The sequence below is a fragment of the Pseudarthrobacter chlorophenolicus genome (genome assembly GCF_000962805.1).
In the GTDB taxonomy this organism is placed as follows: domain Bacteria; phylum Actinomycetota; class Actinomycetes; order Actinomycetales; family Micrococcaceae; genus Arthrobacter; species Arthrobacter chlorophenolicus_A.
In genome coordinates, this window is record NZ_JZTW01000016.1 from 1 (window position 1) to 16,803 (window position 16,803).

General features: G+C 66.7%; 14 protein-coding genes. 7 read left to right on the plus strand and 7 right to left on the minus strand.

The features are described 5' to 3' along the window. Positions 1-63 precede the first annotated feature (63 nt). Complete coding sequence (locus UC32_RS15315; RefSeq protein WP_045732062.1) at positions 64-1,338, plus strand: MFS transporter; 1,275 nt, start codon at positions 64-66, stop codon at positions 1,336-1,338. Between the two features lie 12 nt (positions 1,339-1,350). On the opposite strand, the gene UC32_RS15320 is transcribed toward UC32_RS15315, so the two are convergent. From UC32_RS15320 to UC32_RS15330, 3 genes are all read right to left on the minus strand, one after another. Continuing rightward, positions 1,351-3,696 (minus strand): glycoside hydrolase family 65 protein, encoded by a 2,346-nt coding sequence (locus UC32_RS15320; protein ID WP_045732063.1) that lies wholly within the window; start codon positions 3,694-3,696, stop codon positions 1,351-1,353. 129 nt (positions 3,697-3,825) lie between these two features. Continuing rightward, a complete protein-coding gene (locus UC32_RS15325) occupies positions 3,826-4,599 on the minus strand; it encodes an HAD family hydrolase (protein WP_045732064.1) in 774 nt (257 codons plus the stop codon). A 292-nt stretch (positions 4,600-4,891) separates the two neighbouring features. Then, positions 4,892-5,527, minus strand: coding sequence for an alpha/beta hydrolase (locus UC32_RS15330; protein ID WP_045732065.1), 636 nt, complete (start codon positions 5,525-5,527; stop codon positions 4,892-4,894). 287 nt (positions 5,528-5,814) lie between these two features. On the opposite strand from UC32_RS15330, the gene UC32_RS15335 reads away from it, so the two are divergent. The 5 genes from UC32_RS15335 (at position 5,815) to UC32_RS15355 (ending at position 10,602) form a co-directional block, all read left to right on the plus strand. Further along, positions 5,815-6,072, plus strand: coding sequence for a DUF6458 family protein (locus UC32_RS15335; protein WP_045732066.1), 258 nt, complete (start codon positions 5,815-5,817; stop codon positions 6,070-6,072). 331 nt (positions 6,073-6,403) lie between these two features. Beyond that, positions 6,404-7,210, plus strand: coding sequence for a DeoR/GlpR family DNA-binding transcription regulator (locus UC32_RS15340; RefSeq protein WP_045732067.1), 807 nt, complete (start codon positions 6,404-6,406; stop codon positions 7,208-7,210). Then, positions 7,207-8,199 (plus strand): 1-phosphofructokinase family hexose kinase, encoded by a 993-nt coding sequence (locus UC32_RS15345; protein ID WP_045732068.1) that lies wholly within the window; start codon positions 7,207-7,209, stop codon positions 8,197-8,199. The genes UC32_RS15340 and UC32_RS15345 overlap by 4 nt, the downstream gene beginning before the upstream one ends. A gap of 2 nt (positions 8,200-8,201) precedes the next feature. Further along, complete coding sequence (locus tag UC32_RS15350; protein ID WP_045732069.1) at positions 8,202-10,256, plus strand: PTS fructose transporter subunit IIABC; 2,055 nt, start codon at positions 8,202-8,204, stop codon at positions 10,254-10,256. Positions 10,257-10,323: 67 nt separating this feature from the next. After that, on the plus strand, positions 10,324-10,602 hold the full coding sequence (locus UC32_RS15355) for an HPr family phosphocarrier protein (RefSeq protein ID WP_015935750.1): 279 nt from the start codon (positions 10,324-10,326) through the stop codon (positions 10,600-10,602). A gap of 198 nt (positions 10,603-10,800) precedes the next feature. Here UC32_RS15355 and UC32_RS15360 read toward each other — a convergent pair whose 3' ends face one another. From UC32_RS15360 to ku, 3 genes are all read right to left on the minus strand, one after another. After that, on the minus strand, positions 10,801-11,232 hold the full coding sequence (locus UC32_RS15360) for an SRPBCC family protein (protein WP_045732070.1): 432 nt from the start codon (positions 11,230-11,232) through the stop codon (positions 10,801-10,803). Position 11,233: 1 nt separating this feature from the next. Continuing rightward, the gene (locus tag UC32_RS15365) at positions 11,234-12,076 is read right to left on the minus strand and encodes a class I SAM-dependent methyltransferase (protein ID WP_045732071.1); all 843 of its coding nucleotides are present in this window, start codon (positions 12,074-12,076) and stop codon (positions 11,234-11,236) included. Between the two features lie 146 nt (positions 12,077-12,222). Then, positions 12,223-13,404 carry a non-homologous end joining protein Ku gene (gene ku, locus UC32_RS15370; protein WP_045732072.1) on the minus strand — a complete coding sequence of 394 codons (1,182 nt, stop codon included), beginning with the start codon at positions 13,402-13,404 and terminating at the stop codon, positions 12,223-12,225. Positions 13,405-13,444: 40 nt separating this feature from the next. Between ku and UC32_RS15375 the strand changes: the two genes are divergently transcribed. Then, positions 13,445-15,931 (plus strand): ATP-dependent DNA ligase, encoded by a 2,487-nt coding sequence (locus UC32_RS15375; protein ID WP_045732073.1) that lies wholly within the window; start codon positions 13,445-13,447, stop codon positions 15,929-15,931. 155 nt (positions 15,932-16,086) lie between these two features. On the opposite strand, the gene UC32_RS15380 is transcribed toward UC32_RS15375, so the two are convergent. Next, positions 16,087-16,344, minus strand: a complete 258-nt coding sequence (locus UC32_RS15380) for a hypothetical protein (protein ID WP_045732074.1) — start codon at positions 16,342-16,344, stop codon at positions 16,087-16,089. Positions 16,345-16,803: the final 459 nt, after the last annotated feature.

Sequence of the window (16,803 nt, forward strand, 5' to 3'; positions counted from 1 at the left end):
GGCCGGCCTGATGCTGATTGGGGGGCATCAGGCCGGCCGCCGTCCGGGCTTAAACTGGGGGTTATGCCCGCCCCCAAAGCCTTGCGCCCGTTCATCCACCGCGAGTACAGGGTCCTGATTGCAGCGCTGGCCATCTCTATCTTCGGCTCCGGCATGTGGGCCGTAGCCATGGTCTACCAGGTGATCCACCTGGGCGGCGGTCCCCTGGAGCTCTCGCTGGTAGCAGCCGCCGGAAGCGTGGGGCTGGTGGCCTTTGTCCTGGCCGGCGGGATCGCGGCGGACAGGGTCCCCCAGCGCCGCCTGATCATCGCCGTCGAGGGCGCCAACCTGGCAGTCATCGCGGCGGTCAGCGGCCTGGCAATGGCCGGCTGGCTGCAACTGTGGCATGTAGCGGCCGGGGCCTTCGTGCTGGGCGTGGGTGCGGCCTTCTTCTTCCCTGCCTACTCCGCGATCCTGCCGCGCATCCTTCCGGCCGAGGACCTGCTGGCCGCCAACGGCATGGAGGGGACCATGCGCCCCGTCCTGCAGCAGGCGGCGGGACCGGCCGTGGCCGGCATCCTGGTGGCAGCCCTCTCGCCGTCGCTCGCAGTGACCGGGGTGGCTGCGTGCCACCTGCTGGCCTTCATTGTCCTGAACTTCCTGGGCCAGCACGCCCTGGCAGCCGGAGCCGACGGCGGGCCCCGGCCAAAATCGTCGCTCGTCCAGGACCTGCGCGAAGGAGTCAGCTACACCATCAGGACGCCCTGGCTGCTCTGGACGCTGATCTGGGCCTGCATTTCGGTGCTGTTCCTGATCGGCCCCATCGAGGTCCTGCTGCCATTCCTGGTGCGCGACCAGCTGGGCGGGGATTCAAGCATGTTCGGTTTCCTGCTGGCGGTCATGGGGGTCGGTGCAGCCCTTGGATCCCTCGTGACGGCATCACTCCGCCTGCCCCGCCGCTACCTCACGGTGATGATGGTGTCCTGGGGCGTAGGGAGCCTGCCGATTGCCGCCGTCGGCCTTATGGACAACTTCTGGCTGATGGCAGCAGCCCTGTTCATCTGGGGCGCCACAGGCAGCGTGGGCATGGTTATCTGGGGCACGCTGCTCCAGCGCCGCGTCCCGCCCCACCTGCTGGGCCGCATCTCCAGCCTGGACTTTTTCGTGTCCCTGGCGCTGATGCCGGTGTCCATGGCGCTGGCCGGGCCTGCAGCTGAGGTGCTGCCCATCTGGCTGATCTTCCTGGTGGCGGGCGTGGTCTGCCCCGTCATGGCCGTCATCGCATCCGCCGCTGCCCGGATGCCCTGCGACGAACTGGCCCACCCCCTGGACACGGCGGCCGAAGCTGCCGTGTCCTAGCTTCGGGGCAGATCAGCTGTTGGCGAGGACCACCGGAATGCTCGCCGTCGGAAGTCCGCTGGGGAAGACGGTGGGCTCCGGTTCCGCGACGGGCTCCAACTCCACCCTGGCTGGAGCGGAGCCTACGGCCACTACCTGGCCCCGCACGTTGACGTCGAGCGGGCCCCCTTCCTGGACGGTGAGGGTGATGGCGCCGGTGGAAAGCCGGACCAGCAAAAGCCGGCCGCTGATCCTGAGATGGAAGGTCAGTCCGTCCCACTCCTCCGGCAGGCGCGGATCGAAGTACGGCACCGGGCCCTGGTCACGCAGGCCCGCAAAACCGCACACCAGGGAGCTCCACACCCCGCCCGTTGAGGCGATGTGCACACCGTCAATGGTGTTGCCGTGGGTGTCGTCAAGGTCGATGAACACCGCGTTGGTGAAGTGCTTCAGGGCTTCCCCGGAGTACCCCACTTCGGCCGCCATGATGCCCTGCACGCATGCGGACAGCGTGGAGTCGCCGGTGGTGATGGGATCGTAGAAATCGAAGGCGCGCTGCTTCTCGCCCGCAGTAAAATCCTGCCATTGCAGGAACATGGCGAGGACCGTGTCTGCCTGCTTGAGCACCTGGTGGCGGTAGATCACCAGCGGGTGGAAATGCAGCAGGAGCGGATACTTGGACCGCGGCGTGGTCCAGTCCCATGGCTCCAGGGTCATGAAGTCGTTGTCCTGGGAGTGGACCTGCATGCGGCTGTCGAACGGCAGGTGCATCAGGTTGGCTGCCGCCGCCCATAGCTGCCGCTCCTCCTGGGTGACGCCCGGGTGGTCCAGCGCAGCGGCAGCCCGCAGGTTAAACCGGGCCATGACGTTGGTGTAGAGGTTGTCGTTGACCACTGCGGTGTACTCATCCGGGCCTGTGACGCCGTGGATGTGGAACAGGCCGTCCTTGCCGAAGAATCCCAGCGAAACCCACATGCGCGCTGTCTCCATCAGCAGCTCAGCCCCCATGCCCTCGCGGAACGCGGAATCGCCGGTGGCCCACAGGTAGCGGTTGGTGGCGAACGCAATGGCGGCCGCGATGTGGAACTGTGCGGTGCCCGCGGCGTAGTAGGCGCTGGCTTCCAGGCCGTTGATGGTCCGCCACGGGAACAGGGCTCCGTCCACGCTGAGTTCCTTGGCCCGGACCTTGGCTTCGGGCAGCATGGCATGGCGGAATTCCAGGACCTGGCGGGCGCCGTCGGGGTTGGTGTACGTCAGGTAGGGCAGCAGGTACACCTCCTGGTCCCAGAAGTAGTGGCCCTCGTAGCCGGATCCGGTCACGCCCTTGGCCGGGATGCCGGCCACGTTGGCCCTGGCAGTGGCCTGGGCCAGCTGGAACAGGTTCCAGCGGATGGCCTGCTGCAGTTCCGGCTTGCCGCCATCCACCACAATGTCCGAGGTTGCCCAGTAGCCGCGGTAATGCGCCTCGCTTTCGGCGAAGACGTCCGCCACAGACCGCAGGCCCGCTTCGGCCACGGCGGCGGCATCGACGCCCTCGTCCTGCATGGTCCGGCCGGCGGCGTAGCTGACGCTCTTCTCGAGGCGGAAGGGTTCCCCGGGGCTGACGGCCAGCACGTAGCGGACGCTGCTGTCGTCCTGGTCCACCACGGTTTCGAAGGGCTGGTGGCCGGCGGAGGTCCAGTGGTCCACGGCCAGGCCCACGCGCTGCTTGGATTCGGCGGCTTCCCAGGAGAGACGCAGCGATCCGTCGCCGCCATCCACGCGCAGGGGCAGCAGGACCCGCCCGGCGTGGCGGCCGGCGCGGCGGGGATCGTGGACGGAGTGGTCCTCTACCGGCTGGTCCTGCCGGTTGATGACGGACGAAGTGACGTCGAGCGAAATGTCGCGGTCCGCCGCAACCTCGAGGGAAAGGCCCAGGCTGCCGCGGGATTCGTACCCCACCGCTCGCTGCTCGGTGGTGGTGACCACGGATCCGGAGCGGCACTGCCAGGTGATGCGGCACTCGTAGATGCCGGTGGAGAAGTCAACGCTCCGCCGGTAGTCCAGGACCTCCGATTCGGCGAGGCTTAAGGATTCCCCGTCCACCACGACGCTGAAGTTGTTCGCGTCAGGGATATAGAGGATGCGCTGGCCGGTCCGCGCGAATCCGAAGGCGTTCTCGGCATGCTTGATGTCCCAGATTTCGTGCAGCCCGTTGATGAAGCTGCCGGGGAGTTCGGTATCCGCCGCTGCCCAGTGGGCGCCACGGATTCCGAGGTGGCCGTTGCCCAGTGAAAAGAGCGTTTCAAGCGTCCCTGCGTTTCCCGGCTCGTGGCGGGTTTCCACCAGTTGCCAAGGAGTATTGGGGAACCGTTCGCGGTCCGCAGAGATGATAGCCATGGTGTTGGGTCCTTTAGGCATGCTGTGCAGCCGGCACAAGTCCGGCATAGGGGATTCGAAGTGAAGGTTTGCCCGGATGGGTGCTGCCCGGGGGTGGCAGCGGTCTCCGGTGTGGAACGGGGGTTGCCGTCAGGGCAGGAGCTCTCCAAGGTCGTTGACCACCAGGGTTGCCCCGGCTTCGAGGAGGGTTTCGCGCCCTGCGCCGCGGTCCACGCCGATGACGGAATGGAACTGTCCCGCCTGGCCGGCCTGGACTCCGGAGACAGCATCCTCAACCACAACGCATTCCTCGCTGGGCAGTTCCAGGAGCCGGGCCGCGTAGGCGTAGGTCGCCGGGCTGGGTTTGCCGGGAATTCCTTCGCGGGCGGCCACCACGCCATCCACCACCACGGGGAAGTGGTGGCTGAGGCCTGCCGCGGCCAGGACTGCGGGGGCGTTGCGGGAGGAGGAGACGACGGCGACCTTCAGTCCGCGGTCCAGCGCGGCTTCGAGGAAACGCACCGAGCCTTCGAACGGCGCGACGCCGGTGCTGACGATGTCGTTGAAGATCCGGTTCTTGCGGTTGCCGAGGCCCTGGACCGTGATGTTCGCGGGATCGTCGTCCAGCGGCCCTTCGGGAAGCTCGATGCTGCGTGAGGCGAGGAAGTCCCGCACGCCGTCGAAGCGCGGCTTGCCGTCGATGTGGTCGAAGTAGTCGCTTTCGCGGTAGCCCTGGACCTCGGGGTGCCCGGCAAGGAAGCCTTCAAAGAGTTCCTTCCAGGCCTGCTCGTGAACGGTGGCCGTGGGGGTCAGCACACCGTCAAGGTCGAACAGGATGGCGGATGCGCCAGTCCAGGCGTTTTTTCCGGGGGCCGTTGCGGTGGAGGGCTCGTTGGCGGGTGCTTCGTGGGCGGAGTTGTTCATCGGCAGGTGGGGATCCTCTCAAGCAGCGGGCAGCGAAGACGACGGGCGCGGGATAGATGTGGCGTCGGCGCCAGTCGAATCTGCACATGCAGCGGGCCGTGCCGGCGGGGGAACCGGCGCCATTTCCGGGGCCTTGCTGATCTACATTCGTCTTCCATCTTGAACTTATTGCCCGCACAGGACAACCCGGCGGCGGCGTACGGCAGCGCCGAGGATGAGTGTAAACGCTTGCATATTTCGCCCGCAACTGTTTTGCGCCCGCCCCGCCAAGCCGGCCGAATATGACGGCGCCTCAGGCTCCGGCGGCACCGGCACGGAGCACGTAGTACCGAAGGAACGCGCCGACATCCGCCATCTCAGCCTTGGACATGGCGTGACCCATCCCGGGATACGTCCGGGCGGTCAGCAGCGTGTGGGCTTCAAGCCACTCGCCCGTATAGGCCGTGGCATTCTCGTTGATCACCAGGTCCGCCTTGTCGCGCCCCCAAAAGAACGGCGGCCTGGCATCGAACTCATCGGTGAGGGCCAGGAGGTCGTTATCCAGCACGAATCCGGAAAGGCCAACGACGGCGGCATAGTCGCGGGGGTGGAGCCGCAGGAGGGTGCTTGCCATGGCCATGCCCTGCGAGTAGCCCATCAGGCTCACGCTGGTGTGCTGGCCGCGGACGGAGTTGATCCAGCCATGCACGGTGCCGGTGACCGAAATGACGTCGGCAAAGTCGTTGGCAAGGAAATAGTCCAGGAGGAACCAGCCATAGTGGTCCCCAATGGGCATCGGCGCCCGGAGGGCCGCGAAGGTGAACTCCGCAGGCAGGTACTCGAACAGCCGGACCATGCGGGATTCATCCGTACCGTAGCCGTGCATCATCACCAGCAGGGGCGTCCCGGCGCGCTGGTCCTCAGGCTTGGACCACACAACTGTTTCCATCGGACCAGACTAGCGAGGCAGCCGGGCGCCTACGCCACACTTTTGCTGAACCCACGCGCCACGGCAATCACAGCAGCAACGCAGAATTCCCCGGCAACGACTCGGCATCATTCATTGAATCGGGTGTGGGCGCCCTGTAGCGTGACGCCTACTATCAGCATGCTGACCAGTGGCTCTGCAAGCAGTGAAAAGACACAGCAGTATCAAAAGCAGGGCAGTGACCTACCCGCAATACCGTGCACCGCCCCACAGGAGCCGCAACCCGCGGCCAGCAAAAGGAGCAAGTCATGAGAATCGGCTCGTCAATCTTCCTCATCGCCCTCGGCGCCATCCTCGCCTGGGCGGTGGCCCCGGGACTCATCCCCTTCGTGGACCAGGCGTTGGTGGGCTACATCCTGATGGCCGTAGGCGTCATCGGCCTGATTGCGTCCCTGGTCCTGGCCTCCCCCGGCCGGACCCGCCGCGTCAGTGAGACCCGGTCCGTCGTGGATCCGAACACGGGCGAGCGGATCACCCGGAACGAAAGCCGCGACGGAACCATCTAGCCAGCCGCGTGCGGGTCATCAGGACCAGCACAGACCATGAATCCGGGAAGCCGGGCCGGACAACAGCGTCCGGTCCGGCTTTTTCGCACCCACAGAGCCCCCACACCCGCCAGGAGTTTTTGGGCAGATAACGGGACATCAGTGCGTCCATAGTCCCGTTATCTGCCCAAAAACTTGCGCGGTGGGTATTGGATATTGTTTCGTGTTGGTTTCCGTTGACAAACCAACATAAGCAAAGATAAAGTCAAGTAACTCAACATCATGTGATGCCAGTCACGCCGAGCAGGGCGCCGGACACCACAACACCAGCAAGCTACGCAACGGAGGGTACGTGTTCGCCGAGGAACGCCAGCAGAAGATTGCCGAGCTTGTTGCCGGCAGCGGCCGGGTCAGCGTGACCCTGCTGGCTGAGCGCTTCCGCATCACCACCGAAACCGTCCGCCGGGACCTCGCCACCCTGGAGAACGCCGGCACAGTCCGCCGCGTCCACGGCGGTGCGGTCGCGGCAGACCGCTTCAGCACCACCGAGGAAAGCGTCACCGAACGCGCCATCCGCCGGCCGGACCAGAAGAGCCGCATCGCCGAAGCAGCGCTGGCGCTCATCCCCCGGAACCAGCCCGGCAGCGTCCTGATCGACGGCGGAACCACCACCGAAGTCCTGGCCGACATGCTGGCCCGGCGCACCGCCGTCGAACTTCCCGAATCCGGCGCAGCCGGCACCGAACTGGTGGCCATCACGCACGCTGTCCCGATCGCCGGCAGGCTCTCCAGCGTTCCCGGCATCGCGCTGCACATCCTGGGCGGCCGGGTCCGCGGCATCACCCAGGTGGCCGTCGGCCAGGCCACGGTGGACGCTGCGGCACGGATCCGCCCGGATATTGCCTTCGTGGGGACCAACGGCATCCACCCCACCTTTGGACTCAGCACTCCCGATCCTGAAGAAGCCGCAGTGAAGGCTGCCTTCGTCCGCTCGGCGCGCCGCATCGTGGTGCTGGCCGATTCCTCCAAGCTGGACGCGGAAACGCTGGTCCAGTTCGCCTCCCTGAAAGACCTGGACACCTTGATTACAGACAGCGAACCCAGTCCTGAACTCGCCGCAGCCCTGGAAGAGGCAGACGTAGACGTGGTGATCGCATGATTGTCACGTTCACGGCCAATCCCAGCCTGGACCGTACCGTCGCCCTGCCCGGCCCGCTGGAGCGTGGCGAAGTGCAGCGCGCGGTGTCCGTCACCCAGGAATCGGGCGGCAAGGGAGTCAACGTCTCCCGGGCACTGGTGGCTTCCGGCCTCGAGTCCCTGGCCGTCCTGCCCGGCGCGGACAGCGACCCCGTCCTGGCGGGACTGCGGGCAACCTCCGTGCCCTTCGTGTCCCTGCCCATCGATGAGCCGCTGCGCACCAACGTTGCCCTCACCGAACCCGGCGGGGTCACCACCAAGATCAACGAACCCGGCCCCGCACTGGACGACAACCAGCAGGAGGCGCTCCTCAAGCTGCTGCTGGAAAGCTCCCGGGGTGCCAGCTGGGTGGTCCTGGCAGGTTCGCTGCCGCCGGGCTTCCCATCAGATTTCTACGCGACGGCAGCCCGCCGCCTGCGTTCAGCCGCCGACGGCGGGTCCCCAGGGCGTACGCCGCTGATCGCCGTCGACTCGTCCGGCCAGCCACTCGCCGCCGCCCTGACCGGCGGCGCAGAGGGCATGCCGGATCTTTTGAAGCCCAACGCCGAGGAACTGGCGGAACTGGCTGCTGCAGCCGGGTTCGCCACGGCCGCCGCTGACGAATTGGAAGCGGACCCGGCGGCTGCCGCCGAGGCCGCGTCCGCCGTCGTGCGTTCCGGTGTGGGTGCTGTGCTGGCAACTCTCGGTTCCAAGGGAGCTGTCCTCGTAACGGCCGACGGCGCGTGGCTGGCCACGCATCCGCCGGTCGCCGCAGTGAGCACGGTGGGTGCGGGAGATTCCGCACTGGCCGGCTACCTGCTCGCCCACAGCCAGGGCGCCGCCCCGGCTGACTGCCTGCGTCAGGCGGTGGCCCATGGAGCCGCCGCCGCCTCCCTGCCCGGTTCAACGGTTCCGGCAGTGCACCAAACCACCCCGGAAGCCGTAACCATCACGGCCCTTCGAAAGGATTGACAGTGACTCAGCTCATCACCACGGAACTGGTCGAGCTCGACCGGAACCTGGGCAACGACCCCGAGGCGGTGATCCGGCACCTGGCAAGCAAGGTTGCTGCCACCGGACGCGCAACAGAGGTTGAAGGCCTCTTTGCCGACGCCTACGCCCGCGAACAGAAGACTGCCACCGGCATTCCCGGCGGCATCGCCATCCCGCACTGCCGCTCCGCTGCGGTGGTGGAGCCCACCCTGGCCATGGCCCGCCTTTCCCCCAAGGTGGACTTCGGCGCCAAGGACGGCCCCGCGGACCTCGTGTTCTTCATTGCCGCTCCGGACGGTGCCGACCAGGCCCACCTGAAGCTGCTCTCCAAGCTGGCCCGGTCCCTCATCAAAAAGGACTTCACGGCTGCCCTCCGCAACGCCTCCTCCGAGGCAGAGATCGTGGAGCTGGTGGACGGCGCCCTCGCCGACAAGCCGGCCGCGCACGCCACTGCACCGGCGGAGACGGTCGCCGCTGGCGCTGCTGCAGGCTCGGTTCCGGCAGGCTCAGCCACCGGGACTTCCGCAGGCTCACCCGCCCGCACCCGCCGCCTCGTGGCCGTCACCGCCTGCCCCACCGGCATCGCCCACACCTACATGGCGGCGGACTCGCTCGTGGCTGCCGCCCAGGAAGCCGGCGTGGACCTGCAGGTGGAGACGCAGGGTTCCTCCGGCGCCAAGGCCCTGGACCCCGCCGTCATCGCCGCAGCGGACGCCGTGATCTTCGCCGTTGACGTGGATGTGCGCGGCAAGGAGCGCTTCGCCGGCAAGCCGGTGATCAACGCTCCCGTCAAGCGCGGCATCGATGAGCCCGCCAAGATGGTCCAGGAAGCCCTGGCCGCCGCGGACGATCCCCACGCACGCCGCGTTCCGCACTTCGGTGCCGAGGAACAGGCTGAGCAGGCGGCCGCCGAGAAGGGCGAGCACATCGGCCAGAAGCTGAAGCGCGCACTCCTCACCGGCGTCAGCTACATGATCCCGTTCGTTGCCGGCGGTGGCCTGCTGATCGCCCTCGGGTTCCTGCTGGGCGGCTATGACATCACCGGCGTGGCGGACAAGGTGGTGCTGGAAAACAGCTTCGCCAACCTCCCCGAAGGCGGCCTGGCCATTTACCTGGGCGCTGTCTTCTTCAAGATCGGTGCCCTGTCCATGGGCTTCCTGGTCCCGGCGCTGGCAGGCTACATTGCGTACGCCATCGCCGACCGCCCGGGCATCGCGCCCGGCTTCGTGGCAGGCGCAGTGTCCGGATTCATGGGCGCCGGGTTCCTCGGCGGCATCGTAGGCGGCCTCCTGGCCGGCTACATCGCGCACCTGATCGGCACCTGGCAGGTGGCCCGCTGGCTGCGCGGCCTCATGCCCGTGGTCATCATCCCGCTGCTGGCTTCCATCGTGGCGTCCGGCCTCATGTTCCTGGTCCTCGGCGGCCCCATCGCAGGCCTCACCACCGCACTGAACAGCTGGCTGTCCGGCATGACCGGTGCTTCCGCTGTGGTCCTGGGCATCATCCTGGGCCTCATGATGTGCTTCGACCTGGGCGGCCCGGTCAACAAGGTGGCCTACGCGTTCGCCGTGGCCGGCCTGAGTGCCGGCAGCGCCACCAACCAGGCACCGTGGCAGATCATGGCCACAGTGATGGCAGCGGGCATGGTCCCGCCGCTGGCCATGGCCCTGGCCACCGTCCTGGACAAGAAGCTCTTCAGCCTGGCTGAGCGCGAAAACGGCAAGGCAGCCTGGCTGCTGGGCGCCTCCTTCATCTCCGAAGGGGCCATCCCGTTCGCCGCTGCCGACCCGCTGCGCGTCATCCCCGCCAGCATGCTGGGCGGCGCACTCACCGGCGCCCTCACCATGGCCTTCAACGTCACGTCGCAGGCACCCCACGGCGGTATCTTCGTGTTCTTCGCCATCGGTAACGTGCTGATGTTCATCGTTTCGATCATCGCCGGCACGGTGGTCAGTGCCCTGGCCGTCGTGGCGCTGAAGCGCTGGGCAGCCCCGAAGACCACTGCTACCGTGGAGAGCGTCCCAGCAACGGTCTGACCGCGGCCCCACCCACACACCTCACCGGCGCTGAACCGTCAGCTCGCCGAAAGACAAAGGAGCAACAATGCCAGAACGCACCGCAACCGTCGCCAGCCGCGTGGGCCTGCACGCCCGTCCCGCCGCCATCTTTGCCGAGGCAGCCGGCGAGTTCGACCTGGACATCACCATCGCCCGTGAAGGCGAGCCCGCCGACGAGGCCATGGACGCAGCCAGCATCCTGTCCCTCATGAGCCTGGGCGCCTCACACGGCGACGTTGTGGTGCTCCGCGCCGAAGGTGCAGGCGCCGACGACGCCCTGGAGCGCCTGGTGCAGATCCTGGAAACGGACCACGACGCCGAGTAGCAGGCAGGCTGCCCGGCAGCCGGACCAAGCCAAGCGGCCGCCGTCGCGCCTTCCCTTCAAGGGAACGGCACGACGGCGGCCGCTGGCTTTTTAGCGTCCGGGCCACCTCCCCCGCGTCCCCACCCAACTAGGTAGCACTTAATGTCGTTTTGAGGGTCCATAACGACATCTGCTGCTACCTGGTTGGGAGGAAGGGGGTCAGGGGCGTTCGGCGATGGCTTTTACGTCGGCCACCAGCTTGTCCCACATCCCCTTCGAGTGGCTTGCCGCCTCTTCATTCGGGTTGTTGTCCTGCGCAAGCGTGAGGTGGGTGCCGCCGTCGCCGTCCTGCAGCGTCCAGGTCAGGGTGTGGTAGTTCTCCGGGACGTCCTCCTCGCCGCTGAGGGCGCTGAAATGGGTGTGCACCAGTTTCCGGCCGGGATCCACCTCCAGCACCTTGCCCTTGTCCTGGTACGGCTTGCCTTCCCATTCGCCGCTCCACGTGATGGGGCTTCCCTCCGCCCAGTCCGTTTCCAGGTCGGTCCCGAACATGAACTCCTTGGCGGCGGCGGGATCCGTGATGACGCTCCAGACGCGGTCCCGCGGGGCGCCGATGGTGGTGCTGGATGTTGCCGTGAAGTCTCCGGGCATGTCAGGCCTTCTTCGCGGTAAACAGCAGGTATTCCCATTCCATTTGGAACGGGGTGTCACCGTGGGCGTCGCCGAAGGACTCGGCGAGGTCGGTCAGCGCCTGGTCGAGTTCCTTCACTTTGTCCGCGTCGGCGCCGATGAACTTGTAGACGGCGATGGTGGGCCCGTAGTGGGACTTGAAGTAACGGACAAAGTCGCCGGGCTGGTGGAAATTGCGCACGGCAAGGGTCTGCTTGCGGGTGGACACCTCCATGACCCTGTCCCCCATCAGTTCCCTGACGTGGTCCTCGCTCCCCCACAGGGGTGCAGGCTGGGCGCCCGGCGGTGGCGGCGGAGCGAAGGGCTTCATGGTGGCGAACATCCGGCCGATGAAGCCCTCCGGGGTCCAGCTGAGCAGCCCGATGCTGCCGCCGGGTTTGCACACCCGGAGGATCTCGTCCGCCGCCGCCTGGTGGCGCGGTGCGAACATGGCACCGAGGCAGGACATTACGACGTCGAACCCGGCGTCCTCGAAGGGCAGCGCCTCGGCGTCGGCTTCTTTCCATTCCAGGCTGACGCCCCGGTTGGCGGCTTCGCGCCGCCCGGCTTCGAAGAGCTCAGGGGTGAGGTCCGAGGCCACCACCTTGGCGCCCATCATGGCCGCCGGGATGGCCGCATTTCCTGACCCGGCGGCGACGTCCAGCACTCGGTGGCGGGAACGCACGCCGCACGCTTCCACCAGGATGGCACCGAGCTCCAGGAGCATTTCATCCGCCAGGGCCGGGTAGTCCCCGGAAGCCCACATGGCACGGTGCTTCTGTTTCAGCGCCCGGTCCGCCTCGGCCGCATCGGTCTGGTCATTCATGGGTCCGCGCTCCTCATCGAGCCGTTGGGTTTCAGCGCGCTGCGGGCACAGCGGGCGCTGCGATGCGACTCATTCTGGCCGCGCGGGAACCGGCTGTAAAGGTGGTGCGGCTATTTTGGGGGCCGCTGCAGGTTCCGCGAGCCGTCCTAGGCGGGCTTGCGTGCCCTCGTGGTGGTTGACTTGGCGGCGGGTTTTTCGGTGCTCTTTGACGCGGCTGCCGTAGTTCCGGTGGATTTGCCGGCGGTGGTCTTCGCAGCGGTGGACTGGCTACCGGTGGACTTCGCCGTGGTGCTCCTGGTTGAAGTGCTCTTGGCTGCAGCGCCCTTGGATGCCGTTGCTTTGGCAGCCGTGGAGCGGGTACCGGTTTTGGTGTCCGTGGCCTTGGACGTTGATGTCTTCGAAGCGGCGGCAGTCCCCGTTCCTGACGACCGTGAGCCGGAGGACTTCCGTGCGGGCTTGGCGGGCTTATCCCCATCCTCCGTCCCGCCGTCGTCGGACTCTTCCTCGTCTGAATCCGCTGCGCCCGAGGCCGCTGCCGCGCCGCCGCGCTTCCGGTCGAGGCTGCGTTTCAGGGCCTCCATCAGGTCGATGACCTCGCCCTTGCCGCCGTCGCCCGCTTCCACACCGAACGTTTCATCTGTGTCCAGCGACTCGCCCTGCTCCAGCTTGGCGTCGATCAGTTTCCGCAGCTGCACCTGGTAATCGTCGGTGAAGGACTCCGGCTCGAAGTCCGCGGCCATCGATTCGACCAGCGCTGCGGACATGTCGCGTTCCTGCGCCGAGATTTTGATGGCGGTATCCAGCGCGGGGAAGTTCGCCTCACGGACCTCGTCCGGCCACAGCAGGGACTGCAGCACCAGGACGTCATCCTTGATCCGCAGCGCCCCCAACCGGGTCTTCTCACGGAGGGCGTACTGGACGATGGCCACCCTGTCAGTGTCCTCGAGGGCCCGGCGCAGCAGCACATAGGCTTTGGGCGACTTGGAGTCAGGTTCCAGGTAATAGCTCTTCTCGAACATCATCGGTTCGAGCTGCTCGGAGGGGACGAACTGCACCACTTCGATCTCGTGGCTGTTTTCCGCCGGGATGGCCTTCAGTTCATCCTTGGACAGCACCACCGTGCGGCCGTCCTCTTCAAAGGCCTTCTCGATATCCGAGTAGTCGATCACCTGCCCGCAGACCTCGCAACGCCGCTGGTACCGGATTCTTCCACCGTCGGCGTTGTGGACCTGGTGCAGACTGATGTCATGATCCTCTGTGGCGCTGTAGACCTTGACGGGCACGTTGACCAGCCCAAATGCGATGGCACCCTTCCAGATGGCTCTCATCCCTACAGTCAACAGCACACCGGGCCGGAGGTGAAGACCCATGGCCTCTAAGGAACGTGTCCGTGTGGCCGGGCGCGAGCTGACACTCACCAACCTGGACAAAATCATCTACCCGGAAACCGGCACCACCAAGGCCGATGTGCTGGCCTACTACGCCGCCGTGGCCCACGTCCTGATCCCGGCGGCGGCCAACCGGCCCGCCACCCGCAAGCGGTGGGTGAACGGCGTGGGCACCGCGGAGAAGCCCGGCGAGGTCTTCTTCCAGAAGAACCTGGAGGACTCGGCCCCGGGGTGGCTTCCCCGCGCTGCCATCACCCACAAGGACCGGACCATCCACTACCCCATGGTCAACGACCCCGCCGTCCTCACCTGGTTCGGGCAGATCAACTCCCTCGAAATCCACGTGCCCCAGTGGCGGGTGGATTCCCAGGGCAACCAGCTGAACCCGGACCGGCTGGTCCTGGACCTGGACCCCGGCGAGGGTGCCGGCCTCGCCGAATGCCGGGAAGTGGCGCTGCTGGCCCGCGACATCCTGCAGGACGTTGGCCTGGACCCCGTCCCCGTCACCAGCGGCAGCAAGGGCATCCACTTATACGCGCCTTTGGACGGCACGCAGACCTCGGACCAGATCTCCGAATTCGCCCGGGAACTGGCACGCGCCTTGGAATCCGACCACCCGGACCTCGCCGTCAGCGACATGAAGAAGACCCTCCGCAAGGGCAAGGTCCTGGTGGACTGGAGCCAGAACAACGCCGCGAAAACCACCATCGTGCCTTACTCCCTGCGCGGCCGGCCCACCCCGATGGTCGCGGCGCCGCGGACGTGGCGGGAGGTCAGCTCCCCCAAGCTCAGGCACCTCGACTACCAGGAGGTGCTGCGCCGGGTGCAGGAGGGCAAGGACCCGTTCGCCGCGGTCGTCCGAGGAGCCGGAGAGCTTGCGGAAGGTGACTCCGGCACAGCGCAGGACGGCACGCACCACGACGGCAATCCCCGCCTGGTGAAGTACCGTGCGATGCGCGACCCAGGGGCCACGCCCGAGCCGTTCAGTGGCGCACCGCGCGGCGGCGATGCCTTCGTGATCCAGGAACACCACGCCAGCCGCTTGCACTGGGACCTCAGGCTGGAGCACGAGGGTGTCCTGGCATCCTGGGCGCTCCCCAAGGGCGTGCCGGAGTCGGGCGGCAAGAACCACCTGGCCGTCCAGACCGAGGACCATCCCATGGACTACCTCACCTTCCACGGCACCATCCCCAAGGGTGAATACGGCGCCGGCGAGATGACCATTTGGGACACCGGCACCTATGAGCTGCACAAGTGGATCAACGGCAAGGAGGTGATCGTTACCCTCACCGGTTCAGAGGGCGGCGGGCTGGGCGGAACCAGGAAAGTAGCCCTGATCCATACCGGCCGCGGCCAGGGCAGCGACGCCGAAAAGCAATGGCTGATCCACCTGATGGACAAGGAAGACCAGGGCGCACGACGGCGGCACGCACCTGCGCCCACGGACCCTGCGGGGAGTGCCGAAGAAGTGGGCAGTGCCGAGCAGGCGGCCCGCGCCCAGCATGTTTCCCCCGACGATTTCCGCCCCATGATGGCCACCGCGGGGGTCCCCGCAGACCTGATCGGCAGCGACTGGCAGGTTGAACTCAAATGGGACGGGGTGCGCGCCATCCTCGTGGCGGATGAGGCCACGGTGCGGATCTTCAGCCGCAACGGCAACGACGTCACCAGGACCTACCCCGAGCTCACAGACCGGCGGTGTTGGCCGGAGCAGCCGTTCGTGGCCGACGGCGAGATCATCGCCGTCGGGCCCTCCGGCAGGCCGGACTTCGGCCTGCTGCAGGGCAGGATGAAACTCACCCGGGCCGCCGACGTCGCCAAAGCGCGGGAAACCATTCCAGTCCGGCTGATGCTTTTCGACCTCCTGTCCGACGGCGGCACAGACCTCCGGCGGCTACCACTCAGCACGCGGCGCGAACGGCTTGAACAGTTCTTCCGGCCCTCGGACTGCCCAGTGGAACTGTCCATGGTGCTGGAGGATCCCGTGGAACACATCATGGACAGCGCACGGGAGCTGGGGCTCGAGGGCGTAATGGCCAAGCGCACGGACAGCCGTTACGTCAGCGGTCAGCGCACCCGGACCTGGATCAAGCTCAAGACCGAGCGCACCCAGGAAGTGGTGGTGGGCGGCTGGCGCCCGGGCAAGGGCGGCCGCCAGGAATCGGTGGGATCGCTGCTGGTGGGCATCCCCGACGGGAACAAGCTCCAGTACGTGGGCCGGGTGGGCAGCGGATTCAGTGGCCGCGAACTGGCCGAACTGCGGCGGACGGTGGACCAGTTGGCCCGGAAAACGTCACCGTTTCATGACGTTCCCCGGCCCGACTCTGCGGACGCGCACTGGGTCACGCCGCAGCTCGTAGGTGAGGTGACCTACGGGGAGTGGACAGGCCCCGGGCGGTTGCGGCATCCCCGGTGGCGGGGCTGGCGGCTGGACAAAGACCCGTCAGAGGTTGTCAGGGAGGATTGACGGCCCTCTGCCTGCCGATGCGGAGGCTCGAGTGACGCGCTGGTTCACCAGTGACGCGCAAATTCGTCCGTGACGCGGAAATTCCCTGTCGCACCGGGTATATGGGGTGCGCCAGGGAATTTCCGTGTCGGTGGTGAATATGTGGTTCGCCCGTCCTAGGACGAGTGCGGCATCTGCGGCTTCCCGGTCCGGTGGACGGCCACTACGGATGCCTCGTGGCCCATCCGCCCGTGGCCGGATCCCCGGTCCTTCGGGTGGCGGCGCTTGCCGTTGCCGTCAGGCCAGGAGTTTTGCCTCGGCATGCCGCCCGGCGCAGTGGTGGCCGCTGCCGGCAGGTCCGGGGAGTCCATAGCCGCGGCCAGATGGTCCGCCATCTCCGGATTGAGGTGGGATTTGCGGTTTTCGTCAGCCATTTTTTCTTCCTTTCCACGATGAAACGAAGTCCTGAAAAGAGGCACCGGGGCCTCCGTGATAGCCGGGAATGCCGGCACGTTCGTGAGGTCGGCGCTGTGAGGCGCAGCAGCGCCGGCGTGACTGGCTCGGTGTCCGGGCAGCGGGGAGATCCCGGCCGCACGCGTCCGACTATTCGAAAAGCAGTGTGTCCATTGGTCAACCATAGGCAACGGCCCGGCGCCTGTGAACCCCCGAGACCGCCTAAAGGCGCCAAAAAGGACAGCGAAAATCCTCCGCTGCAACAGTGTCCGCCGTCACATCCAGCGCCGTATTACGGCCGAAAAGGTGCCCCAACGAACGGTTGTGGAAAAAGATTCGGTGACGGTGGACACAATCAGCATGCTTCCCAGTATCCATAAGGGAAAACCGGAGAAATCAACCCGTAAAAGTTGGTCTGAAACGCGCCTAAAGGGGTAGAC

What these genes read in the sequence shown, in the direction of transcription:
- UC32_RS15330 (WP_045732065.1), bottom strand. Translation starts at nt 5,527, where the DNA reads ATGGAAACAGTTGTGTGGTCCAAGCCTGAGGACCAGCGCGCCGGGACG.
- UC32_RS15375 (WP_045732073.1), top strand. Translation starts at nt 13,445, where the DNA reads ATGGCCTCTAAGGAACGTGTCCGTGTGGCCGGGCGCGAGCTGACACTC.
- UC32_RS15360 (WP_045732070.1), bottom strand. Translation starts at nt 11,232, where the DNA reads ATGCCCGGAGACTTCACGGCAACATCCAGCACCACCATCGGCGCCCCG.
- UC32_RS15380 (WP_045732074.1), bottom strand. Translation starts at nt 16,344, where the DNA reads ATGGCTGACGAAAACCGCAAATCCCACCTCAATCCGGAGATGGCGGAC.
- UC32_RS15335 (WP_045732066.1), top strand. Translation starts at nt 5,815, where the DNA reads ATGAGAATCGGCTCGTCAATCTTCCTCATCGCCCTCGGCGCCATCCTC.
- UC32_RS15345 (WP_045732068.1), top strand. Translation starts at nt 7,207, where the DNA reads ATGATTGTCACGTTCACGGCCAATCCCAGCCTGGACCGTACCGTCGCC.
- ku (WP_045732072.1), bottom strand. Translation starts at nt 13,404, where the DNA reads ATGAGAGCCATCTGGAAGGGTGCCATCGCATTTGGGCTGGTCAACGTG.
- UC32_RS15325 (WP_045732064.1), bottom strand. Translation starts at nt 4,599, where the DNA reads ATGAACAACTCCGCCCACGAAGCACCCGCCAACGAGCCCTCCACCGCA.
- UC32_RS15355 (WP_015935750.1), top strand. Translation starts at nt 10,324, where the DNA reads ATGCCAGAACGCACCGCAACCGTCGCCAGCCGCGTGGGCCTGCACGCC.
- UC32_RS15365 (WP_045732071.1), bottom strand. Translation starts at nt 12,076, where the DNA reads ATGAATGACCAGACCGATGCGGCCGAGGCGGACCGGGCGCTGAAACAG.
- UC32_RS15315 (WP_045732062.1), top strand. Translation starts at nt 64, where the DNA reads ATGCCCGCCCCCAAAGCCTTGCGCCCGTTCATCCACCGCGAGTACAGG.
- UC32_RS15320 (WP_045732063.1), bottom strand. Translation starts at nt 3,696, where the DNA reads ATGGCTATCATCTCTGCGGACCGCGAACGGTTCCCCAATACTCCTTGG.